The organism is Alteromonas sp. H39 (genome assembly GCF_047556435.1).
Taxonomy (GTDB): Bacteria; Pseudomonadota; Gammaproteobacteria; order Enterobacterales; family Alteromonadaceae; genus Alteromonas.
Genome location: NZ_CP180210.1, coordinates 1,566,299 through 1,584,589, shown reverse-complemented (window position 1 = coordinate 1,584,589; position 18,291 = coordinate 1,566,299). Strand labels below are relative to the sequence as shown.

14 protein-coding genes are annotated in these 18,291 nt (G+C 49.7%); 11 read left to right on the top strand and 3 right to left on the bottom strand.

All coding sequences use genetic code 11. The features are described from left to right. Positions 1-75 precede the first annotated feature (75 nt). The 3 genes from bioA to ACLBLI_RS06860 all read left to right on the top strand — a co-directional run bounded on the left by bioA (position 76) and on the right by ACLBLI_RS06860 (position 2,801). A complete protein-coding gene (bioA, locus tag ACLBLI_RS06870; RefSeq protein ID WP_414830926.1) occupies positions 76-1,341 on the top strand; it encodes an adenosylmethionine--8-amino-7-oxononanoate transaminase in 1,266 nt (421 codons plus the stop codon). Positions 1,342-1,386: 45 nt separating this feature from the next. Further along, entirely contained in the window at positions 1,387-1,911 is a 525-nt protein-coding gene (locus ACLBLI_RS06865; protein ID WP_414830370.1) for a DUF2937 family protein, read from the top strand. Between the two features lie 611 nt (positions 1,912-2,522). Then, a complete protein-coding gene (locus tag ACLBLI_RS06860; RefSeq protein ID WP_414830369.1) occupies positions 2,523-2,801 on the top strand; it encodes a hypothetical protein in 279 nt (92 codons plus the stop codon). A 40-nt stretch (positions 2,802-2,841) separates the two neighbouring features. Here ACLBLI_RS06860 and ACLBLI_RS06855 read toward each other — a convergent pair whose 3' ends face one another. Together ACLBLI_RS06855 and ACLBLI_RS06850 are read right to left on the bottom strand one after the other, a co-directional pair. Continuing rightward, the gene (locus ACLBLI_RS06855) at positions 2,842-3,966 is read right to left on the bottom strand and encodes a GNAT family N-acetyltransferase/peptidase C39 family protein (protein ID WP_414830368.1); all 1,125 of its coding nucleotides are present in this window, start codon (positions 3,964-3,966) and stop codon (positions 2,842-2,844) included. Further along, entirely contained in the window at positions 3,963-5,450 is a 1,488-nt protein-coding gene (locus ACLBLI_RS06850) for a RimK family protein (RefSeq protein ID WP_414830367.1), read from the bottom strand. Before ACLBLI_RS06850 ends, ACLBLI_RS06855 begins: the two co-directional genes overlap by 4 nt. Before the next feature lie 218 nt (positions 5,451-5,668). On the opposite strand from ACLBLI_RS06850, the gene ACLBLI_RS06845 reads away from it, so the two are divergent. Further along, positions 5,669-6,640, top strand: coding sequence for a calcium/sodium antiporter (locus ACLBLI_RS06845; protein ID WP_414830366.1), 972 nt, complete (start codon positions 5,669-5,671; stop codon positions 6,638-6,640). Here ACLBLI_RS06845 and ACLBLI_RS06840 read toward each other — a convergent pair. Next, complete coding sequence (locus ACLBLI_RS06840) at positions 6,637-7,023, bottom strand: hypothetical protein (protein WP_414830365.1); 387 nt, start codon at positions 7,021-7,023, stop codon at positions 6,637-6,639. The genes ACLBLI_RS06845 and ACLBLI_RS06840 overlap by 4 nt on opposite strands. 335 nt (positions 7,024-7,358) lie before the next feature. Between ACLBLI_RS06840 and asnS the strand changes: the two genes are divergently transcribed. The 7 genes from asnS to ACLBLI_RS06805 all read left to right on the top strand — a co-directional run bounded on the left by asnS (position 7,359) and on the right by ACLBLI_RS06805 (position 18,065). Next, a complete protein-coding gene (gene asnS / locus ACLBLI_RS06835) occupies positions 7,359-8,756 on the top strand; it encodes an asparagine--tRNA ligase (RefSeq protein WP_414830925.1) in 1,398 nt (465 codons plus the stop codon). A 310-nt stretch (positions 8,757-9,066) separates the two neighbouring features. Further along, positions 9,067-10,218, top strand: coding sequence for a paraquat-inducible protein A (locus ACLBLI_RS06830; protein WP_414830364.1), 1,152 nt, complete (start codon positions 9,067-9,069; stop codon positions 10,216-10,218). Next, a complete protein-coding gene (gene pqiB, locus ACLBLI_RS06825) occupies positions 10,219-11,859 on the top strand; it encodes an intermembrane transport protein PqiB (RefSeq protein WP_414830363.1) in 1,641 nt (546 codons plus the stop codon). An 8-nt stretch (positions 11,860-11,867) separates the two neighbouring features. Further along, the gene (locus ACLBLI_RS06820; RefSeq protein ID WP_414830362.1) at positions 11,868-12,428 is read left to right on the top strand and encodes a membrane integrity-associated transporter subunit PqiC; all 561 of its coding nucleotides are present in this window, start codon (positions 11,868-11,870) and stop codon (positions 12,426-12,428) included. 12 nt (positions 12,429-12,440) lie between these two features. Next, complete coding sequence (locus tag ACLBLI_RS06815; RefSeq protein ID WP_414830361.1) at positions 12,441-13,541, top strand: GGDEF domain-containing protein; 1,101 nt, start codon at positions 12,441-12,443, stop codon at positions 13,539-13,541. Positions 13,542-13,731: 190 nt separating this feature from the next. Then, positions 13,732-14,889, top strand: a complete 1,158-nt coding sequence (locus ACLBLI_RS06810) for an efflux RND transporter periplasmic adaptor subunit (RefSeq protein ID WP_414830360.1) — start codon at positions 13,732-13,734, stop codon at positions 14,887-14,889. A gap of 11 nt (positions 14,890-14,900) precedes the next feature. Next, complete coding sequence (locus ACLBLI_RS06805) at positions 14,901-18,065, top strand: efflux RND transporter permease subunit (RefSeq protein ID WP_414830359.1); 3,165 nt, start codon at positions 14,901-14,903, stop codon at positions 18,063-18,065. The last annotated feature ends 226 nt before the right edge of the window (positions 18,066-18,291 follow it).

The window sequence follows — 18,291 nt, the reverse complement described above, 5'->3', positions numbered from 1 at the left end:
ATGCTGGCTTAGTCTATGCGCGTCAACCGACTTGTCAACTCTGACCAATTGAAAACCTTTACCAGTGGTTATATTTTGAACAATATTGAATTTGATAAACAGCATATCTGGCATCCTTATACCTCGGCGCTGAATCCGTTGCCGTGCTATGAGGTGGTGGGAGCGAAAGGCGCAGAGCTCAAGCTCGCAAGCGGCGAGACCGTTGTCGATGGGATGTCGAGCTGGTGGGCCGCTATCCACGGTTACAACCACCCGCAACTCAATGACGCTGCCCATAAGCAGATTGATGCATTTTCGCACGTGATGTTTGGTGGTATTACCCACCAGCCTGCCATCGACTTATGCAAGCAGCTGCTGGCTATGGTACCCGCCGGGCTGGAGCGGGTGTTTCTGGCAGATTCAGGCTCTGTGTCTGTGGAAGTGGCCATCAAAATGGCAATTCAGTACTGGGCCTGTCAGGGCCGTGCGGAAAAGCACCGAATCGTATCCCCCCGCAACGGTTATCACGGCGATACCTTTGCGGCGATGTCGGTATGTGATCCGGTAAATGGCATGCACAGCCTTTTTTCCAGTGTCCTGTCCAAACAAATTTTTGCCCCTGCGCCGCAAACCCGTTTCGAACAAACGTTCAGCGAAGACGATATTCTGCCACTGGAGGAGTTATTCGAGAAACATCACCACGAGATGGCGGCACTCATTCTGGAGCCCATTGTTCAGGGCGCAGGCGGCATGCGCATTTATCACCCCGAATACCTTCGCCGGTGCCGACAGCTTTGTGACAACTACGATGTGCTTCTGATTTGCGATGAGATTGCCACCGGCTTCGGCCGCACGGGTAAACTGTTCGCTTGTGAGCATGCTGACATCAGCCCCGATATTTTGTGTTTAGGAAAAGCGCTGACCGGGGGATACATGACGCTCGCTGCGACCCTGTGCACCGAAGATGTGGCTCAGGGCGTGTGCCAGGGGGAACCCGGTGTATTCATGCATGGTCCAACCTATATGGGCAACCCACTCGCCTGCGCGGTCGCAGGCGCCAGTTTGTCTATTATTAATGAGGGGCACTGGCAAACGCAGGTAGCAAAGATTGAGGCACAGTTAAAAGCCTCGCTGCCAGCGCTGGTGGCGCTTCCGGCCGTTGCTGACGTGCGGGTGTTAGGGGCGATTGGTGTAGTAGAGACAAAACAACCTGTCGATGTGGCCAGAATTCAGAAACATTTTGTTGCCAACGGCGTATGGATCCGTCCGTTTGGAAAGTTGGTATATATCATGCCTCCCTATGTGATTAGTGAAGCGCAGCTGAACAAACTCACAGATGCTATCCAATCGGCGCTGTCATAATCGTCAGCAGTGAGATGAAGCGGAGAAATACCTAACGGAGAAGTTATGGGACTGATGGTAAGGGTTCTGGATAAAATCGTTTTCACGGCACTGTTTTTAACCGCGCTGCAGGTGCCGATTCTGGCCGACCATTACCGTCAGTACTTAAGCGGTTTCTTCGACGCCACTGAGCAACAGGTAGCACAATATCAGGCGCTGGCCGATCAATTTGGTTACGAGTCTGTTGATGCCCTTATCGATACACTGCGCCAGAATCCGGACCCGGTAGTCAAGCAGGACGCGGCCAATAAGGCACAGACCGTCTCTACTCTGAATGAGTTGCAAACGGGTATACAAACACTGGCAAACGGTCACTACTACGAAAAAGCGTGGTACATGTTTCATCCTGAACAAAACGCCACGCTGGCAAGGGTTATTGATAACTTTTCCCCTTCCGTACCGCTCGATCCTATGGCTGTTTTATTTAGCTTAATTACCGCAATTGTGTTGAATATGATCCTGTGGGCCCCGTTCTGGTGTGTGGGAAAAGTTCGCCACTGGCATCATCATCGACATCATCACCCGGCCTGAAGGTGGGTTTCAGGCATTATTCTCAAAAGCCGGCCTGACAAGATACTGGGTGGCGCGTTTGGCTTTATATCAAACATGACGCACGATTTTGCTGACTACGCTTGTCCGCCCCGGATCGCCCCGCAGACCCGTCTGCGTTCGCAGCTTTCTCACTTTCTCTCACCACAAAGAGCCAGCACCGCTACGCCGTAAGAATAACGCGGTATATATTGCTCAACCATATCTATGAAGGATTTACAGACAGTGCATTTATTGCACTTTCATAATGCACTCGAACACCACCAATGCTGTTGCAGGGGGATGTTGATGTTCGCTTACGTTTGTGTCCTACCGTGTCCTTATGAGGCCGCACATTCGCGTTGCAAAAGACTTTCAGAGGCCTTCGTGCAGCCGTTCGCCAACCTTAACTTATCATTTTCAGTGGCCCTTCGGCGGTGGGATTTTTCCTGTGAGAAAGCAAAAATAATGTAGGTTGCTGCAATCAGGTATCGTTTTTGCTACCAAACAAGTAAGACAGGCACGTATTAGCGGGAGATTTTGCACTAATCTGTACAATAATCCCCCAACAAGGCGGAGCCGAGGCAGGTTTAGCGGTAAATAAGGTAGTTACCATGTTGAATGAAAATACGAAATTGATTGGTCAGGTGTTGCAAATTAGAGACAAGCTGGTAGCAAAGCGTCATGCTGTTCCCAGCGATTTGCAGAGCGAATGGAAAAAGCTGATTGATAAGACAGCGTGCTTTGACGCCTCACAGACATTAAGTCAATGCGTCAAGGGGAGTCCTGCGAAAAAACCAGCCACATTTACTGGCAGTGCCAGCGATTTAATGAGCCTGGTTAGTCGACTAAATGACTTCAACCTGCGTATCAGTGGTAATACCCGACACTAAGCCAGTATGACCCTGTCATACTGGCTTTCCTGTCAATGAATCAGGACGCCTGACGCAGCAACACAACAGTACGAACCTTGCGGGTACCGTAGCTTGCCAGCCGGTTAAAGTCATCCCGGGCCACCGGTATGTGCTGAAACTCCATGGGCGGTTCGTCTTCCGCGTCCGGGTCGTGCAGATAGAAACAATGTTCATCCGCATCAGTTAACGCCACCCAGTGCGGAGCTTTTCGCTTATCAAAAGAATACGTGCTGATAAGGCAAATGACCTGCGCACCGTTTTGAACTTCTGCGGCCAGCGATGCCAGTGACCAGTCGCTGTATTCAATCTCCAGCGCGCGCGCCTCCGCCTCGTTTAAAAACTCGGCCTCTACCGCCTGAATAATCTCTTTTTTATGCTGGCTTCTGACGCCATCAACAAACAGTGGAAACTCTCTGTTGCACCAGACTTTCACATCGAAGCCGGCATCCATAGCAGCCAGCGCCAACCCGATGGGGTGACACCCGCCGTGTCCGGAGGTCATAAAAATCGTAGTGGCCCGGCGCCAGATAGCCAGTTCATTGTTCTGACTCATCTCATAAGCAGGGTCCAGATGATGCATCGCCATCATCAGCGATGCCGGACCACAGGTGAAATCTGTTGTCTGCTGATACCACGGAAACACGTCACCCTTATGAGATATATCCGGCGTACTTAGCACCTTTTGCATCCTAATCGCATCGGACTCGTCTTCGTAGTAATGACTGTAAACACCAAACTGTTCGAAGCCCAGTCTTGCATAGAGCCGGATTGCGCCCAGATTCTGCTCAGAAACCTCCAGGCGCATAAAACGCTTTCCCCGTGCCAGAGCACATTCCTCCAAACGTCCAATTACCGCTTCCGCAATGCCCAGCCCTCTGGCTTCTGGTAGCACGGCTAAGGAATAAAGGCGGGTTAACTGCGTGCCTCTGCGCATCAACAGCAAACCATAACCTACCAGTTCAATACCTTTTTCAGCTACCACGAACACCGCATGGGGAGCATCAATGTAAAACCGCATGCGACGACGGCTTAAGCGGTCGGTAGCAAAACATTGTTGCTCAATGGTTAAAAGCAACGGCAAGTCGTTATGTGTTGCTTCACGCAACGACACCGAATCACAACTCACACGGGGTAACGCACTCATCGACCTCGTTGCTCCAGCTTATCTGCAAACGACTGCATGATCTGCTCATACAACGTTTTACCCAGATATTTATCTTCAACCCCAGCATCAATACTGGGGTTGTCATTCACTTCAATCACAAACACGCCTTTATCTGTTTGCTTCAGATCTACGCCATACAGGCCGTCTCCCACCACTTTGGCGGCTTTTACCGCAGCGTTTAACACCGGTTTGGGAACTTCAAATGTCGGCATGGTAGTAAAACCGCCGGAGCTGAAGCGATCGCCTTTGTGGTTATAGATCTGCCAGTGATTGCGGGCCATAAAGTACTGGCAGGCATAGATAGGTTTCCCCCCCAGCATGCCGATACGCCAGTCATATTCGGTATAAATGTATTCCTGCACCAATACCAGCGCTGAAGCAGCCAACATATCGCTTAACTTTTCTTCCAGTGCTTTGCGGTTTTCCGCCTTTGTCACCCCTCGGGAAAACGCACTCTCGGGTAACTTCAAAACCATTGGATAGCCAAACGTTGCCTCCAGTTCATCACAGGTTTTTTTGTCCAGCGACGACACAAACCGGGCTTTCGGCGCAGGCACCTGTTGATAAGTAAATGCGTCTTGCAAATAAACTTTATTACAGCAGCGCAAAATAGATTGGGTATCATCCATTACCACCACGCCTTCGCGCTCTGCCGCTCTCGACAAGCGATACGTGCGATGATCGATGGCGGTGGTCTCACGAATAAACAGCGCATCGTAATGCCCTACTTCCTGTTCAGAAAGTTCGGATACCACATCCACCTGAAACCCACATTTTTCAGCGGCTTTAACAAAGTGCTTAATGGCTTTGCCGTTACTGGGCGGAGTGGATTCATCAGGATCTATCAGGATTGCCATGTCCCAGCGCATTTGTTTGCCTTGACGTGACTGTCGCCACTGGCGCCGCGTATATGACTCAAGGCTCGCAATACAACGCGCCTGTCCCTCTTCATCCAGATCGGCAAAACCTGCGGCTTCACAGGTCACAAACCCGTTCACCTGCCGCATCCGCGAGCTGTCATCAGCCGTCGCCATATCAGGTAAATGAAGAGAAACGCTGAGAACCGGAAATGGAAACGCATCAAACGCTTTACGCGCTAACGCTGCCAGACGCTGATCTTCTGTTTCTCCGAAAAGTACAAAGAAAGACTGTGGCAGCGTTTGACCTGCTTCAATTTTCAGATTAGCCGGCAGCGACAAACGACGGGACTCACCACTTTCTGCCAGTCGCAGGTCATTGATGGTTTTCACCGTTGGCAATACCAGGTGATTACGTGCCTGCGCCAGCAGAGAGCAGTAATAGCCCTGACTCAGATAACGGGACGTATCACATAAATTGATGACACGGGTTTTTGGCTCATTCAGCTTAGGGAAATCAGCCAGATACGCATCAAAAGTGATGACGTGAAGTGACGAGGAGGCAAACTGAGCAACATCGTCTACTACAATTAAGGTGTTGTGCATGGTTAACGCTTCTAAAAAAACATAGCTAAGGTAAACTCTAACGATGCCACAATTTGCAACCGTATCCTCGTTATTGAGCGCGAGTGTACGGCATGCGCAAAATTTGCATAGTGTTTTACGTACGGAATTTTTTCATCGTTACGATGCAGAAATTTGATGTCAAAAATTCAGCACTACACGTTTACGTGTGCAACGAAAAAGTGTTCTAAGGAGAGTATATGTTATTAGCGAGTCTCGCCATTATTATAGGATTACCGGTGTTACTATGGAGTGCCGGTAAATTTGTTGGCGGCTCCGCAGCAGTGGCAAATCACTTCGGTGTGTCACCGCTTTTAATCGGTATGCTGATTATTGGTTTCGGCACGTCAGCGCCTGAAATCATTGTGTCTGTTTTTGCCGCCGCGCAGGGAAATTCCGGTATTGCACTGGGGAACGCGTTTGGCTCAAACATTGCCAACATTTTGCTTATCCTGGGTCTCACTGCACTTATCAGCCCCATCGCTGTAAAATCAGAAATAATACGCAAGGAAATTCCGGTAATGCTGGGGCTTACGTTTTTTGCGGCGTGGCTGTTACTGGATATGAATTTGTCCAAAGACGATGCATTCTCACTAATGGGCCTGTTCATTCTGCTTGTATCCTGGAGTATATGGACAGCAATAAAGGGCGACAAGGACGCGTTGGCAGAGGAATACTCTGAGGAAATCAACGCTTCTCAGGGAACTGTCAAAACCCATGTTATGTGGTTAATTACCGGCTTGTTGCTGCTGATAGCCAGTTCACGCATTTTAGTTTGGGGAGCGGTAGAAGTCGCCTCGTTCTTTGGAGTCAGCGACACCATCATAGGGTTGACTATCATTGCAGTAGGAACGTCTCTACCCGAACTGGCATCCTCACTCGTGGCAGTCAGAAAAGGCGAACATGATCTGGCACTCGGTAATGTCATAGGTTCTAACATGTTCAATACACTGGCCGTTGTCGGTATTGCAGGCATGATCCAGCCAATGACGATAGACGCCTCATTCCTGTACCGGGACATCGTAGTTATGCTGGCTGCTACCGTAGCATTATTCATTTTCTGTATCGGAATTAAAGGCCAGGGTCGACTAAACCGACTAGAGGGAGGATCCTTTTTGGCTGCCTATATCATCTATACGTACGTACTGATCAACTCAGCGTTCATCAGCTAGGTAACATTGATAGTGAGGGTTAGCAGGCTTATCAGTGAAATGCCCGCCAGAATAAACAGGTTAACCCCATAGTTATCGTCCCGGCGCCGGTTGCGCCGGGCACGCATAATCATTGTAAGTAAACTCACACCAAGGCATATCTGAAGCATTGCTATCATTGCATCTACGTACGCCTGCGACCACTGCGTGTCACCTTCCACTCCCCAGTACTGCTGCACGCCAGAAACAAAATCCGGCCTCGCGAAATGAAACAAAATCAGTGCGATTACCAGTATCAGCCACGCCAGCGCATTAGCCACCAGCACGGCGCGGTAAAATCCATCCTGGGTTCTGGGTATTTGACGGCGCTCGGGCGACTCGCTCACACTATTTTTCTTGCCCATTTGTCATCCTTATGTCTGGTAACAAAAGACAGGTTGAGTATACTACCAGCCTTATTGGAAAGCGGGACGCCAGCCTGTCACAGGTTGCTTCCTCCGTAGGCATCTTCGGGATAGAAGAGAGAGTGCGCTAGCCCAGGCGGGAAAAGCCATTCTCTGTATACGACCGATTCGCTGCATTGCGTTCACATTATGTCCGCAAATGCATGTCAGCAATGCCCACTCCAATACGCTTTCAACCAACCCGGTTTTGCTTTATGCCGGGTGTGCAGATGCACGACATAACTTTGTATGCGAAGATGTCGCAAAGCAACAACGATTTTTACGGAGAACACAACATGACGCATGCGCCCGTTGTCGACGTACTGAAAGGTCAGTACGCGGAAGGCGAAACGGTAACGGTGAAAGGCTGGGTACGCACCCGCCGGGATTCAAAAGCCGGGCTGTCTTTTATTGCCCTGCACGATGGCAGCTGTTTTGACCCAATTCAGGTTGTCGCCTTGAATACCCTCGAGAATTACGCCGATGTGCAGCGTCTGACTGCAGGTTGTTCACTGGCTGTAACAGGCACTGTTAAAGCGTCACAGGGACAGGGACAGGCACTGGAGCTGGAAGCGCAATCCATCGAGGTTGTGGGCCTGGTTGAGAATCCGGACACCTATCCCATGGCGGCTAAACGTCACAGTATTGAATACCTGCGTGAGTATGCTCACCTGCGCCCACGTACTAACGTCATTGGCGCGGTAACCCGCGTTCGTAACTGTTTATCTCAGGCCATTCACCGCTTCTTTCACGAAAACGGTTATGTCTGGATAAGCACCCCAATTCTGACCGCATCAGATACAGAAGGCGCGGGAGAAATGTTCCGTGTCTCAACGCTGGACATGATGAACCTGCCAATGGATGACAAAGGCCAGGTCGACTTTTCTGAAGACTTCTTCGGCAAAGAAACCTACCTGACGGTTTCCGGTCAGCTGAACGGCGAAACCTATGCCTGCGCGATGTCCAAAATTTATACTTTTGGCCCGACGTTCCGTGCAGAAAACTCAAACACCAGCCGTCATCTGGCTGAATTCTGGATGATCGAGCCGGAAGTCGCGTTTGCTGACTTGAGCGATATCGCGCAGCTCTCTGAAGATATGCTCAAGTATGTATGTAAAGCGGTACTGGAAGAGCGTGCCGATGACATGGCATTTTTCGAACAGCGTATCAACAAGGATGTGGTTAAACGTCTGCAGGCACTGATTGACTCAGACTTTGTGCGCATGGATTACACCGATGCCATCGATATTCTGCAAAACAGTGGCAAGCAGTTTGAATTCCCTGTTGAGTGGGGCGTAGACCTGTCTTCTGAGCATGAACGCTATCTGGCTGAAGAGCATGTGGGTGCGCCTATCATCATGCAAAACTATCCGAAGGATATCAAAGCGTTTTATATGCGCCTTAACGATGACGGTAAAACTGTGGCAGCCATGGACGTACTGGCACCAGGTATTGGCGAAATTATCGGTGGTTCACAACGTGAAGAGCGTCTTGACGTCTTTGATGAACGTCTGGAAGCCATGGGCCTGTCAAAAGAAGATTACGGCTGGTATCGCGACCTGCGCCGCTATGGCACTGTGCCACATGCGGGCTTTGGTCTGGGTTTCGAGCGTTTGGTTGCTTATGTTACCGGTATGCAGAACGTGCGTGACGTGATCCCATTCCCGAGAACGCCGGGCAACGCCAGCTTCTGATGATACTAAGCGCCGGCGCTTAGCGCCAGGCGACATTACAAAGCGTGTACGGCTCTGTCGTACACGCTTTTTTTACATTAGGATAAGGAAAAGTCCTCCCTGCCCGCCTCTGCGGCAGCGGCGACAGCATTGTTACTATCCGGCATGTACAGCGCCTGCAACGCGACAATATGATCAATACGCCACTATCTGATGTACTCATTGTTTTTCATTTTCCGTTTAGCTTCTCTATCAAAGGCGATGTTTGGCGGACGCCAGAGAATGCGGTATTCTCAAACTGACTTTTGATAAGGTGTGATGTCTGGTTGAGATGACTTCTGGATTGGTTCCCAAGCAGATAACCTGCGAACAATGTGATTACACGGTATCGGTGCCAACGTTGGGTCACCGTCAACGTGCTGTTTGTCCCCGCTGTGGTCATACCTTACTGACATATCGCCGAAATGAAGCACAGAGTCTGGTTGCCTTTGCTTTTAGTGCGCTGATATTTCTGCTCCTGTCCCTACCTTTCAATTTTCTTTCTTTCCGTGCAAGCGGACAAAAGCACAGTATCGACTTGCCCGGCGGCCTGGCCGTGTTAATCGACAATGACTACGTATCTCTTGCAATAATTACCGGCCTGGCCACCTTATTGCTACCGGGCATGGTATTGCTTGGGTTTGTGGTGTTGAGCATTGCGAGAATCAACAATCAGCGGCCAGATTATCTGCGACGGGTTTACCGGGCTGTCTGTTGGTTAATGCCCTGGAGTATGGCGGAAATTTTTCTGGTCGGTACACTGGTGAGTCTGATAAAAATTACAGAACTTGCCGACGTCAGCATTGGCATGTCGTTTTATGCGTTCATTGGGTTTACGCTATGTATGACATTATCAATGGTATATTTTGACAAAAACCAGTATGCGTTGTGGCTGAACGATGGTGAATTACCTGCACCGAAGCCGCTTACTGAGCTGGAGGCATCACAGAGTATTCAGCGCACCTGGGCGCTGCTTATAACGGCGTCTCTACTGTACATTCCTGCCAATATGCTGCCCATTATGCAAACTGAGTTGTTTGGCAAATCAGAGCCAAATACGATTGTGGGAGGCGTAATATCACTTTGGGAATCAGGCTCTTATCCTGTAGCATTAATTATCCTCATCGCCAGTGTTGTGGTACCCGTAGTGAAAATCGCGATCCTGGGATGGCTGAATTACAGTGTTCAGACCGGGCAGTTAAAACGCCAGTCACGACGTATCCGGTACTATCGGTTCACAGAGGGTATCGGCCGGTGGTCGATGATTGATGTGTTTGTAGTAGCAGTGCTGGTTGCGCTGATTCAGCTGGGCAATACCCTGTCCATTTTCCCGGGTCCGGCAGCGCTGGCATTTTGTGCGGTTGTGTTTGTTACTATGATAGCCGCAATGACTTTTGACTCACGCCTGATTTGGCAAGGCAGCCAGCATCAGCAGGACGTTTGAATGAATAATGAAGCACAAGTAAAACCAACCTCCCGTATCTCCAAAGTGTGGCTGATTCCAATTGTTGCCATTATTGTGGGCGCCTGGATGGTGTTTTACCAATGGCAAAATCAGGGCCCGCTTATCACCATAGAAATGCCGTCAGCCACGGGCATTGAGGTTAACAAAACTCCCGTCAAAGCCCGCGATCTTGACGTGGGGGTTGTAAAGAAAATCGAGTTAAAACCGGATTTAGACGGCGTATTGGTCACCGCTAGAATTGATGCCAGTGCCGAGCATCTGCTGACTGAAAACACCGAATTCTGGATGGTTAGCCCACGTATCAGCTTTTCTGAAGTATCCGGATTAAATACGCTGTTGTCTGGCAGTTATATCGCCATGAGCGCTGACGATACCGGTGAAGAACAATACAATTTTATCGCCCTCGACCGTCCGCCGGTGACCCCTCCTGGCACCCCCGGTCTACATCTGACACTTAACAGCGATGATGAATTTGCCTACAAACCTGGCGACCCAATCATCTACAAAGGCTTTAAAGTCGGCGAATTTGAAGATGCTTATTTTAATATAGAAGAACGTGTTGTGTACTATGATGCGTTTATCGAAGCGCCTTATCATAGGCTGATCACGCAAAACACGCGGTTTTGGAATGTCAGCGGGGTTAGATTTCAACTGGCCTCCAGTGGCCTTAAAGTGGAAACAGGTAGTCTGGAAACCCTGCTCGCTAACGGCATTACCTTTGGTATCCCCGACGGCGTTCAGCCCGGCGAACAGGTAGTAGAAAACGCATTTTTTACCATTTACCCGGATCGGGAAGCAGCCTCAAATGCGCGTTATAAGCTGGCAGCAGAATATCTGCTACTTATCGACGAAAGCGTACGGGGGCTCACGGTGGGGGCTCCTGTCGAATACCGCGGCATTGAAATTGGTGAAGTACTGGCGATCAACGTCGTTTCAGCGATAGAAGGCAACATTCTGGAGGAAAACTATCCGATTCCTGTGCTTATCAATATTTATCCGGGTAAAGTACGCCGCCAGGATACACAGGAAGGACTCGCATTTGTGAAGGAAACAATGCGCCGGTGGCTACAACAGGATTTGCGCGCAACATTACGCATGGGTAACGTGCTGACTGGTGGCCTGTATATCGATTTACAACATGTAAAAAATGCAGAATCCGCGTCACTTCGAACTATCAATGGCTATGATGTCATTCCCACTGTCTCGAATGAGTTTACCCAAATTACGCAGAAGGCCGATGCTATTCTGGATAAAATCAATGCACTACCTCTGGAAGGCATGGTTCATGATGTTCGCACTGCGCTGCTTGATATGAAAGAGGCTGCGGCCTCAGTAGAAGCCACCAGCAATGACTTTGACCACCTGGTCACCAGTATTGATGCCGAAGCGATAAACGATAACCTGAATAATGTACTCATCAGCATGGAAGCCTTACTGAAAAACTATTCCGAAGGCGGCCTGAGTCAAAGCGAAATTAAAGAAACGGTGGACACAATGCAGGAAACGCTGCGTAATATTCAGCCATTGTTGTTACAGTTGAACAAATCGCCAAACAGCCTGATATTTTCTGATGATCAGGGTAATGATATTCAGCCAAAAGCCGCCAGAAGTCAGGAGTAGGGAAAAATATGAAAGTAGTGGCATTACTTTGCGCGGCAATGCTGTCGTTAATGGGCTGCGCTAGCCAACCCTCACACTTGCAGTACTATCTACTGCATTCGCCCAACGGGTCATTGAAGCAGCATGATGATGCCACTGTGATTACCCTCGATCAGTTGCTGTTGCCGGAATACCTTAAACAACGAAGCCTGGCGATACAAACCGGATCTACCACGCTGCACTTTTCGCCGAAACACGTGTGGGCGGAGCCCATTTCTAACAGTTTCGTACAGGCATTGTCGACCGCACTGGCAGCAGAAGGGCTTAATGTACTCCCTGCCAGCAGACGCTCACTCAATGAAGAAGCGGCTACTGTTAGTATTCAGATAGACGATCTGATTTCTACCTGGCAGGGTGAAGTTGTACTGAAAGGCCGGTATTGGGTTGACACCCCGGATTCAGATGGCGTAAGTGAGCATTTTGATTATCGTATCAGACTGGAACAGGATGGATTTCCTCATGCGGTCGATATGATGCGTGAAGCGATTATCCGGTTAAGTGCCGATATTGCTGCACGAGTAAAAACCTAATTCAGGAACGCTATGATTGTTGAAAACCTTCGCAGGTTGGTTAAACAAGGATGCAGTGACCAGTTCAATGAAGAAACGAACCGCAAAATCGTGGTTATCAACCTCTTTGCTTTTGTCGGTGTTTCCATCACGCTCGTTCTGGGGCTGCGAGCATTTACCGCCAGCGACTTCCCGCTGTCACTGACCCTATTCGTTGCCACCATCGTCTTTGGGATTTCACAGCAATTACATCTGCGTATTGACGGTGCGGTAGGTCGTATTCTATCCATGAATCTGCTGCTGACCTGCTTAATGGGGTTGATGGCGATATTAACTGTAACCGGCGGGAAAAGCGGCACTGGCCCGTTATGGATATATATCGTTCCGCCTGTGGCGATGTTTTTTGGCGGATTCCGTCGCGGACTTATTTCAATCTTCGGATTTACACTGCTAATTAGTGTGTTGCTGTTTTTCCCAGATGGCCGCCTGTTAATGACAGAGTACACCTTCGAATTTAAAACTCGTCTTATTTACTCATTCATGACGGTAACGTTTCTATCAGCATTTTACGAATACAGCCGCCAGCGCACGTTTGAAACTATGCAAAAGCTGAGTGAGCAGTTTGAACAACAGGCACTACATGACCCGTTAACACGTCTGCCAAACCGCCGGGGTATTCAGCAACACCTGAACTTTGAGCTGGCCCGCATAGATCGTAACGGCCGTCCCTTCTCAGTAGTACTGGCGGATATAGACCATTTCAAATTAATCAACGACAATCATGGCCATGACAACGGCGATAATGTGTTAATCCGGATATCAAAGTTATTTGTGCAGCGATTGCGAAAGCAGGATCAGGTTGCACGCTGGGGGGGTGAGGAGTTTTTATTCGTCCTGCCGGAGACACCAGAGGCTAACGCCGTGATCCTGGCTGACAAAATTCGTCAGACATTAGCACACAATCCCATTTTGTTTGATGGCAAGCGCATTGAGGTCACAGCCAGCTTCGGTGTTTGCGAGGTTAACGCCGATGTGGAACTTGACCGTGCCTTATCGCTGGCTGACAAAGCCCTTTATAAAGCGAAGTCGCTGGGCCGAAACTGTGTGGTTGCGGCTACACAATTAAGCGATTAATTAGTTCTGCCCGTTCCGATATATACCTGTCTACCCCACCTGAGTAACAAGCCCCGTCGTCATGCCCAGGTAAAAATAAAACGAAAAATATACACACCAGTTACTCATAGTTCGTTACAATTGACCGCTGTTTGTTAACACGATACGCGTTACTATTAATCCGACTTTTTTTAAAAGAGAAGTATTCAGCATGAAATGGACCAAAATTGTATTACCAGTTGCGATTTTCGCAGTAGGTTATATAGCGATGAAAGGCATTGAAGCCACTGCCTCTGACGATATTATTACCGACCAGGTAGATACACGTCCCACCGTCACAGTAGAAAAAGTGGAGCCGATTAACTTCACCGTACAATTGACCTCCTACGGCGAGATCACGCCACTGGAATCAACCAACCTGGCAGCACAGGTTGCCGGAGAAGTGGAGTCGTGGAATCCTAACTTTATTGCTGGCGGTGTAGTCAAGCGCGGTGACTTGCTGTTTACCATTGAAAAAGACAGCTATGAGGCAGCGCTGCTGCAGGCGGAAGCCAACCTGTCAAGTGCGCAGGCGCAGCTGATTCAGGAAAAAGCGCAAGCTGAAGTTGCAGCCAGAGAAGCCAAAACCCTCCCTGACAGCCGTGTCACCGATTTGTATTTGCGCAAGCCACAGGTAATGAGTGCCGAGGCTGCGGTGAAGTCTGCAGAGGCGCAGCTTCGTATCGCTAAACGTGATTTGCAGAATACGGAAGTCAGAGCACCCTATGACGCACTTATTGTGTCACGGGATATCGGCAAAGGTGATTTCGTCACCATGGGTAAAGTCGCCGCGGTGCTGAACAATATTGAAACCGCTGAAATTACCTTCCCGATTGCGGGCTTTGACCGTTCATTTTTACCCGGTGATTTAGCCGGCAAGCGCGCTGTTATCAGCATCGATGGGTATAACAATTCTGAACGCCAGGGCACCATTCATCGCGACACCGGTATTGTCGATCAAGACACACGAATGATGCATTTTGTTGCCCGTATCGATGATCCTTACGCGCTGCGTTCAGATAAGCCCGTAATGAAATTCGGCAGCTATGCCACAGTAACCTTTGATGGCAGAACTCTGGATGATGTCTACAAAGTGCCACAGGAACTGGTCACTAACAACCGTTTGTGGACCCTCAATAACGAAGAGAAGCTGGTATCACAGCAGGTATCCGTTGTGCGTGAGGATGGCGGCTACTTTCTGATCCAGGGCCAGTTCGACAGCGAGCGTGTGGTCATGACACTGCCTGAGTATCCGCAAAACGGTATGGCCGTCAAGGTGATCGAAGATAAACGCGATCTGACGGCCCAGCGTCCTAATACTGACAGCTAACAGGAGTTCCCATGAAGGAATCTTATGACACGCACACAGGCATAATAGCCTGGTTTGCGCGAAATTCTGTTGCTGCGAACCTGCTGATGATTTTTGTCATCATTATGGGTATTGCCGGTTACAACACCATACAGCGCCAGATGTTTCCGAACATAGAGTTCAACTACATCAATATTTCAGCCCAGTATCCTGGAGCCTCACCTCAGGAAATTGAAGAAAGCATTCTGATAAAAATTGAAGAATCGCTTAAAGACGTCTCTGAAATTAAACAGAGTGTTTCCCGTGCATTTCGCAATTACGGACGCATCAGCCTGGAAATCGAACAGGGTGAAGAGCTGACCGACGTCCTCGACAAAGTCAAACTGCGGGTTGACGGCATTGCTACCTTCCCTGCCGGTATGGAGCCAGTAAACATTTCACAGGCGGAGTTCCAGCAACAGATTATCGAAATGCCGATTGTGGGCGACCTGCCCCTGAGCGAGCTAAAAGTGCTGGCCAAAGAGGTAGAAGATGAGTTGCTTCACCTGGGCAACATTTCGCTGGTGCAGTTGGCCGTTCCCGATGATGAAATTGCCGTTGAGATAAAGCCGGATATGTTGCGTCGTTATGGTTTGAGCATTAACGATGTTGCCAGCGCTATTCGTTCTTACTCAGCCAATATGTCTGCAGGCCAGTTACGTACTGAATCCGGTATCATCTCCGTTCGCGTTGAAAACCAGTATTACGATGGCCGCGAGTTTGCCAGCATTCCCGTGAAGATAGGTGAAAATGGCTCGCGCGTGCTGCTGTCTGATGTTGCCGATATCCGAGATGGCTTCGTTGAAGGCGAACGATACTTCAAGTACAGCGGCAAAAATGCCATGTTTATCGCGGTGAAAGGCACCAAGCATCAGAATATTATGCCGGTTGCCGAGACGGTAAAAGCGTATATCGAACAGAAAAACAAGGAACTGCCGGAAGGGGTAAGCCTGGAAGTTCTGGTTGATATGACCTATTACCTTGATGCGCGCCTGAACATGATGTTGTCGAATCTGTTTCAGGGTTCCATCCTGGTTGCCCTGATGCTGACGCTGTTTCTGCGTTTCAGACTGGCGTTCTGGGTTATGCTGGGGCTACCTATCTGCTTCCTTGGCGCCGTAATGATGATGCCGCTGTTTGGGATCAGTATTAATATTCTCTCACTGTTCGCCTTTATTATGGTACTGGGTATTGTGGTGGACGATGCCATCGTCATAGGAGAAAGCGCCTACACCGAAATTGAGAGCAAAGGTGGCGGCGTCGATAATGTCATTCGCGGCGCTAAGCGAGTAGCAACCCCGGCAACGTTTGGTGTTCTGACAACCATTGCGGTATTCGCGCCTTTTACATTAAGTAGCGGTCCGGATGGTGCCTTCTTCTACAACATCGCTGTTGTGGTGATTTTGTGTCTGTTTTTCTCACTCATTGAATCCAAGCTGATCCTCCCTGCACATATCGCTCACACCCGCTTTTCACCTGTAAAACCCAATAGCTGGCGGGCCAGGTTCAATAATAGGTTCCAGGGCTTTATTAAAGGCCCCTACCAACGGACCGTTGAAAAAGCGCTGGAATGGCGGTGGGCAGTTCTGATCATGTTTGTCGCGATGCTGATGATTAGCTGGGGGCTCATCTCAGCCAACTACGTCCGCATGGTGCCAAACCCGAAAGTGCCTCATGACTTCCCTAGCGTCAATATCGAGATGAACGAAAACGTCTCCGATATGGCGACCATTCGCGCGCTACAAATTATCGAACAAACGATAATGCAGGTAGATAAAGAAATTGAGCGCGAACACGGTACCGGCATGGTACGGGATCTGCTGGCTTTCAATGAAAGTCGCACTGAAGGGCGCATTATGACTCCGCTTATCCACGAAGATGAGCGCCCGTTCAATACTTTCGAACTTGCACGTCGCTGGCGTGAAGCTATTCCTGAAATACCGGGAATGAAATCTTTCACGGTACAGGATGATGTGAATGGCGGGGGTGACGGCGGTGAATTTGGCTACCTCTTGTTTGGGCCGGATATTGATACGCTGAATGCCGCTGGCCTGAAATTCATAGAAATGCTGCAACAACAGGAAGGGTTGTTTGATATCAGCTCCACTATCGATCCGGCCAGCAAAGAAGTGCAGATGACGCTGTTGCCGGTGGCTTATGATCTCGAGCTGACACTGTCAAATATCGCAGGTCAGGTCGGTGCCAGTTTCTACGGTGGTGAAGCCCAGCGCGTGATCCGTAACGGTGAAGAGGTCAAGGTAATGGTGCGCTATCCGGAGCTGACCCGCGAACGCTTTGCAGATCTGAAATACACAGTAATCACTACGCCTTCGGGACGTGAAGTCATGCTTGGCGACGTTGTGCAGTTAGAAGAGCGTCCGGGCATCAGCTACATTCGTCGCGAGGGCGGCTACCGTAGCGTTTACGTGTGGGGCAACATTGATGAAGAGGTTGTCGAACCTAATGAAGTGGTGTCTCAGATACGCGAAAAGCTGCTGCCACAGTTAAAAGAAGACTTCCCGTCGGTAATGACCGAGCTGGGTGGTGACATCGAAGAGCAACAGGCGCAGCAGAATGAGCAAATGCTGTTCTTCCTGGCTGCGATGATAATGGTGTATATTCTGCTTGCCGTACCACTGAAAAGCTACGGACAGCCGCTAATTATCATGTCGGTGATCCCGTTCAGTCTTACCGGTGCTATCTGGGGTCACTTCCTGATGGACCTGGATTTAAGCATGATGTCGACGTTCGGTTTGATTGCGGCCGCGGGGGTTGTTATTAACGACTCCCTGGTTATGACAGATTATGTCAATCAGCGCCGGGCGCAGGGATATTCCATTCGCGATGCAGTGTCAGAAGCCGGGGCTGCGCGCTTCCGGGCGATTACCCTGACCTCCATCACGACGTTTGCTGGCGTGTTGCCAATTATGTTTGAAACCAGCTTACAGGCAGCATTTGTTATCCCAATGGCTGTAGCGCTTGGCTTCGCGGTGCTTTACGCTACGCTGGTAACGCTTATTCTGGTGCCGTGTCTCTATCTGATCCTGATAGACATGGGAGCGCCATTCCGCTGGATGGGTGGAAAAATTCGCCAGCGCCGTGAGCGTAATCAGCCGTTGCCGCAAAGCGATCCGCTGTCATCACCGCCGCAAAAATAAACTCCCCCCTCCGTTACGCATTGCATGGCGGAGGGGTAAACCTTCCCAGGCAAGGTGTCGGCCGGTGACAACGACAAGTTATCGGATTTCACGACCACTTACTCCTAACTGACCGGCACCAGCCGGTCTTTTTTGTTATGCTCACTGGAAATTACCAGTGAAGCCGCTGTCCGCTCGTCGCTGTATCAGAGATACATCATTAACTTTCACGTTAACCTGAGCATAA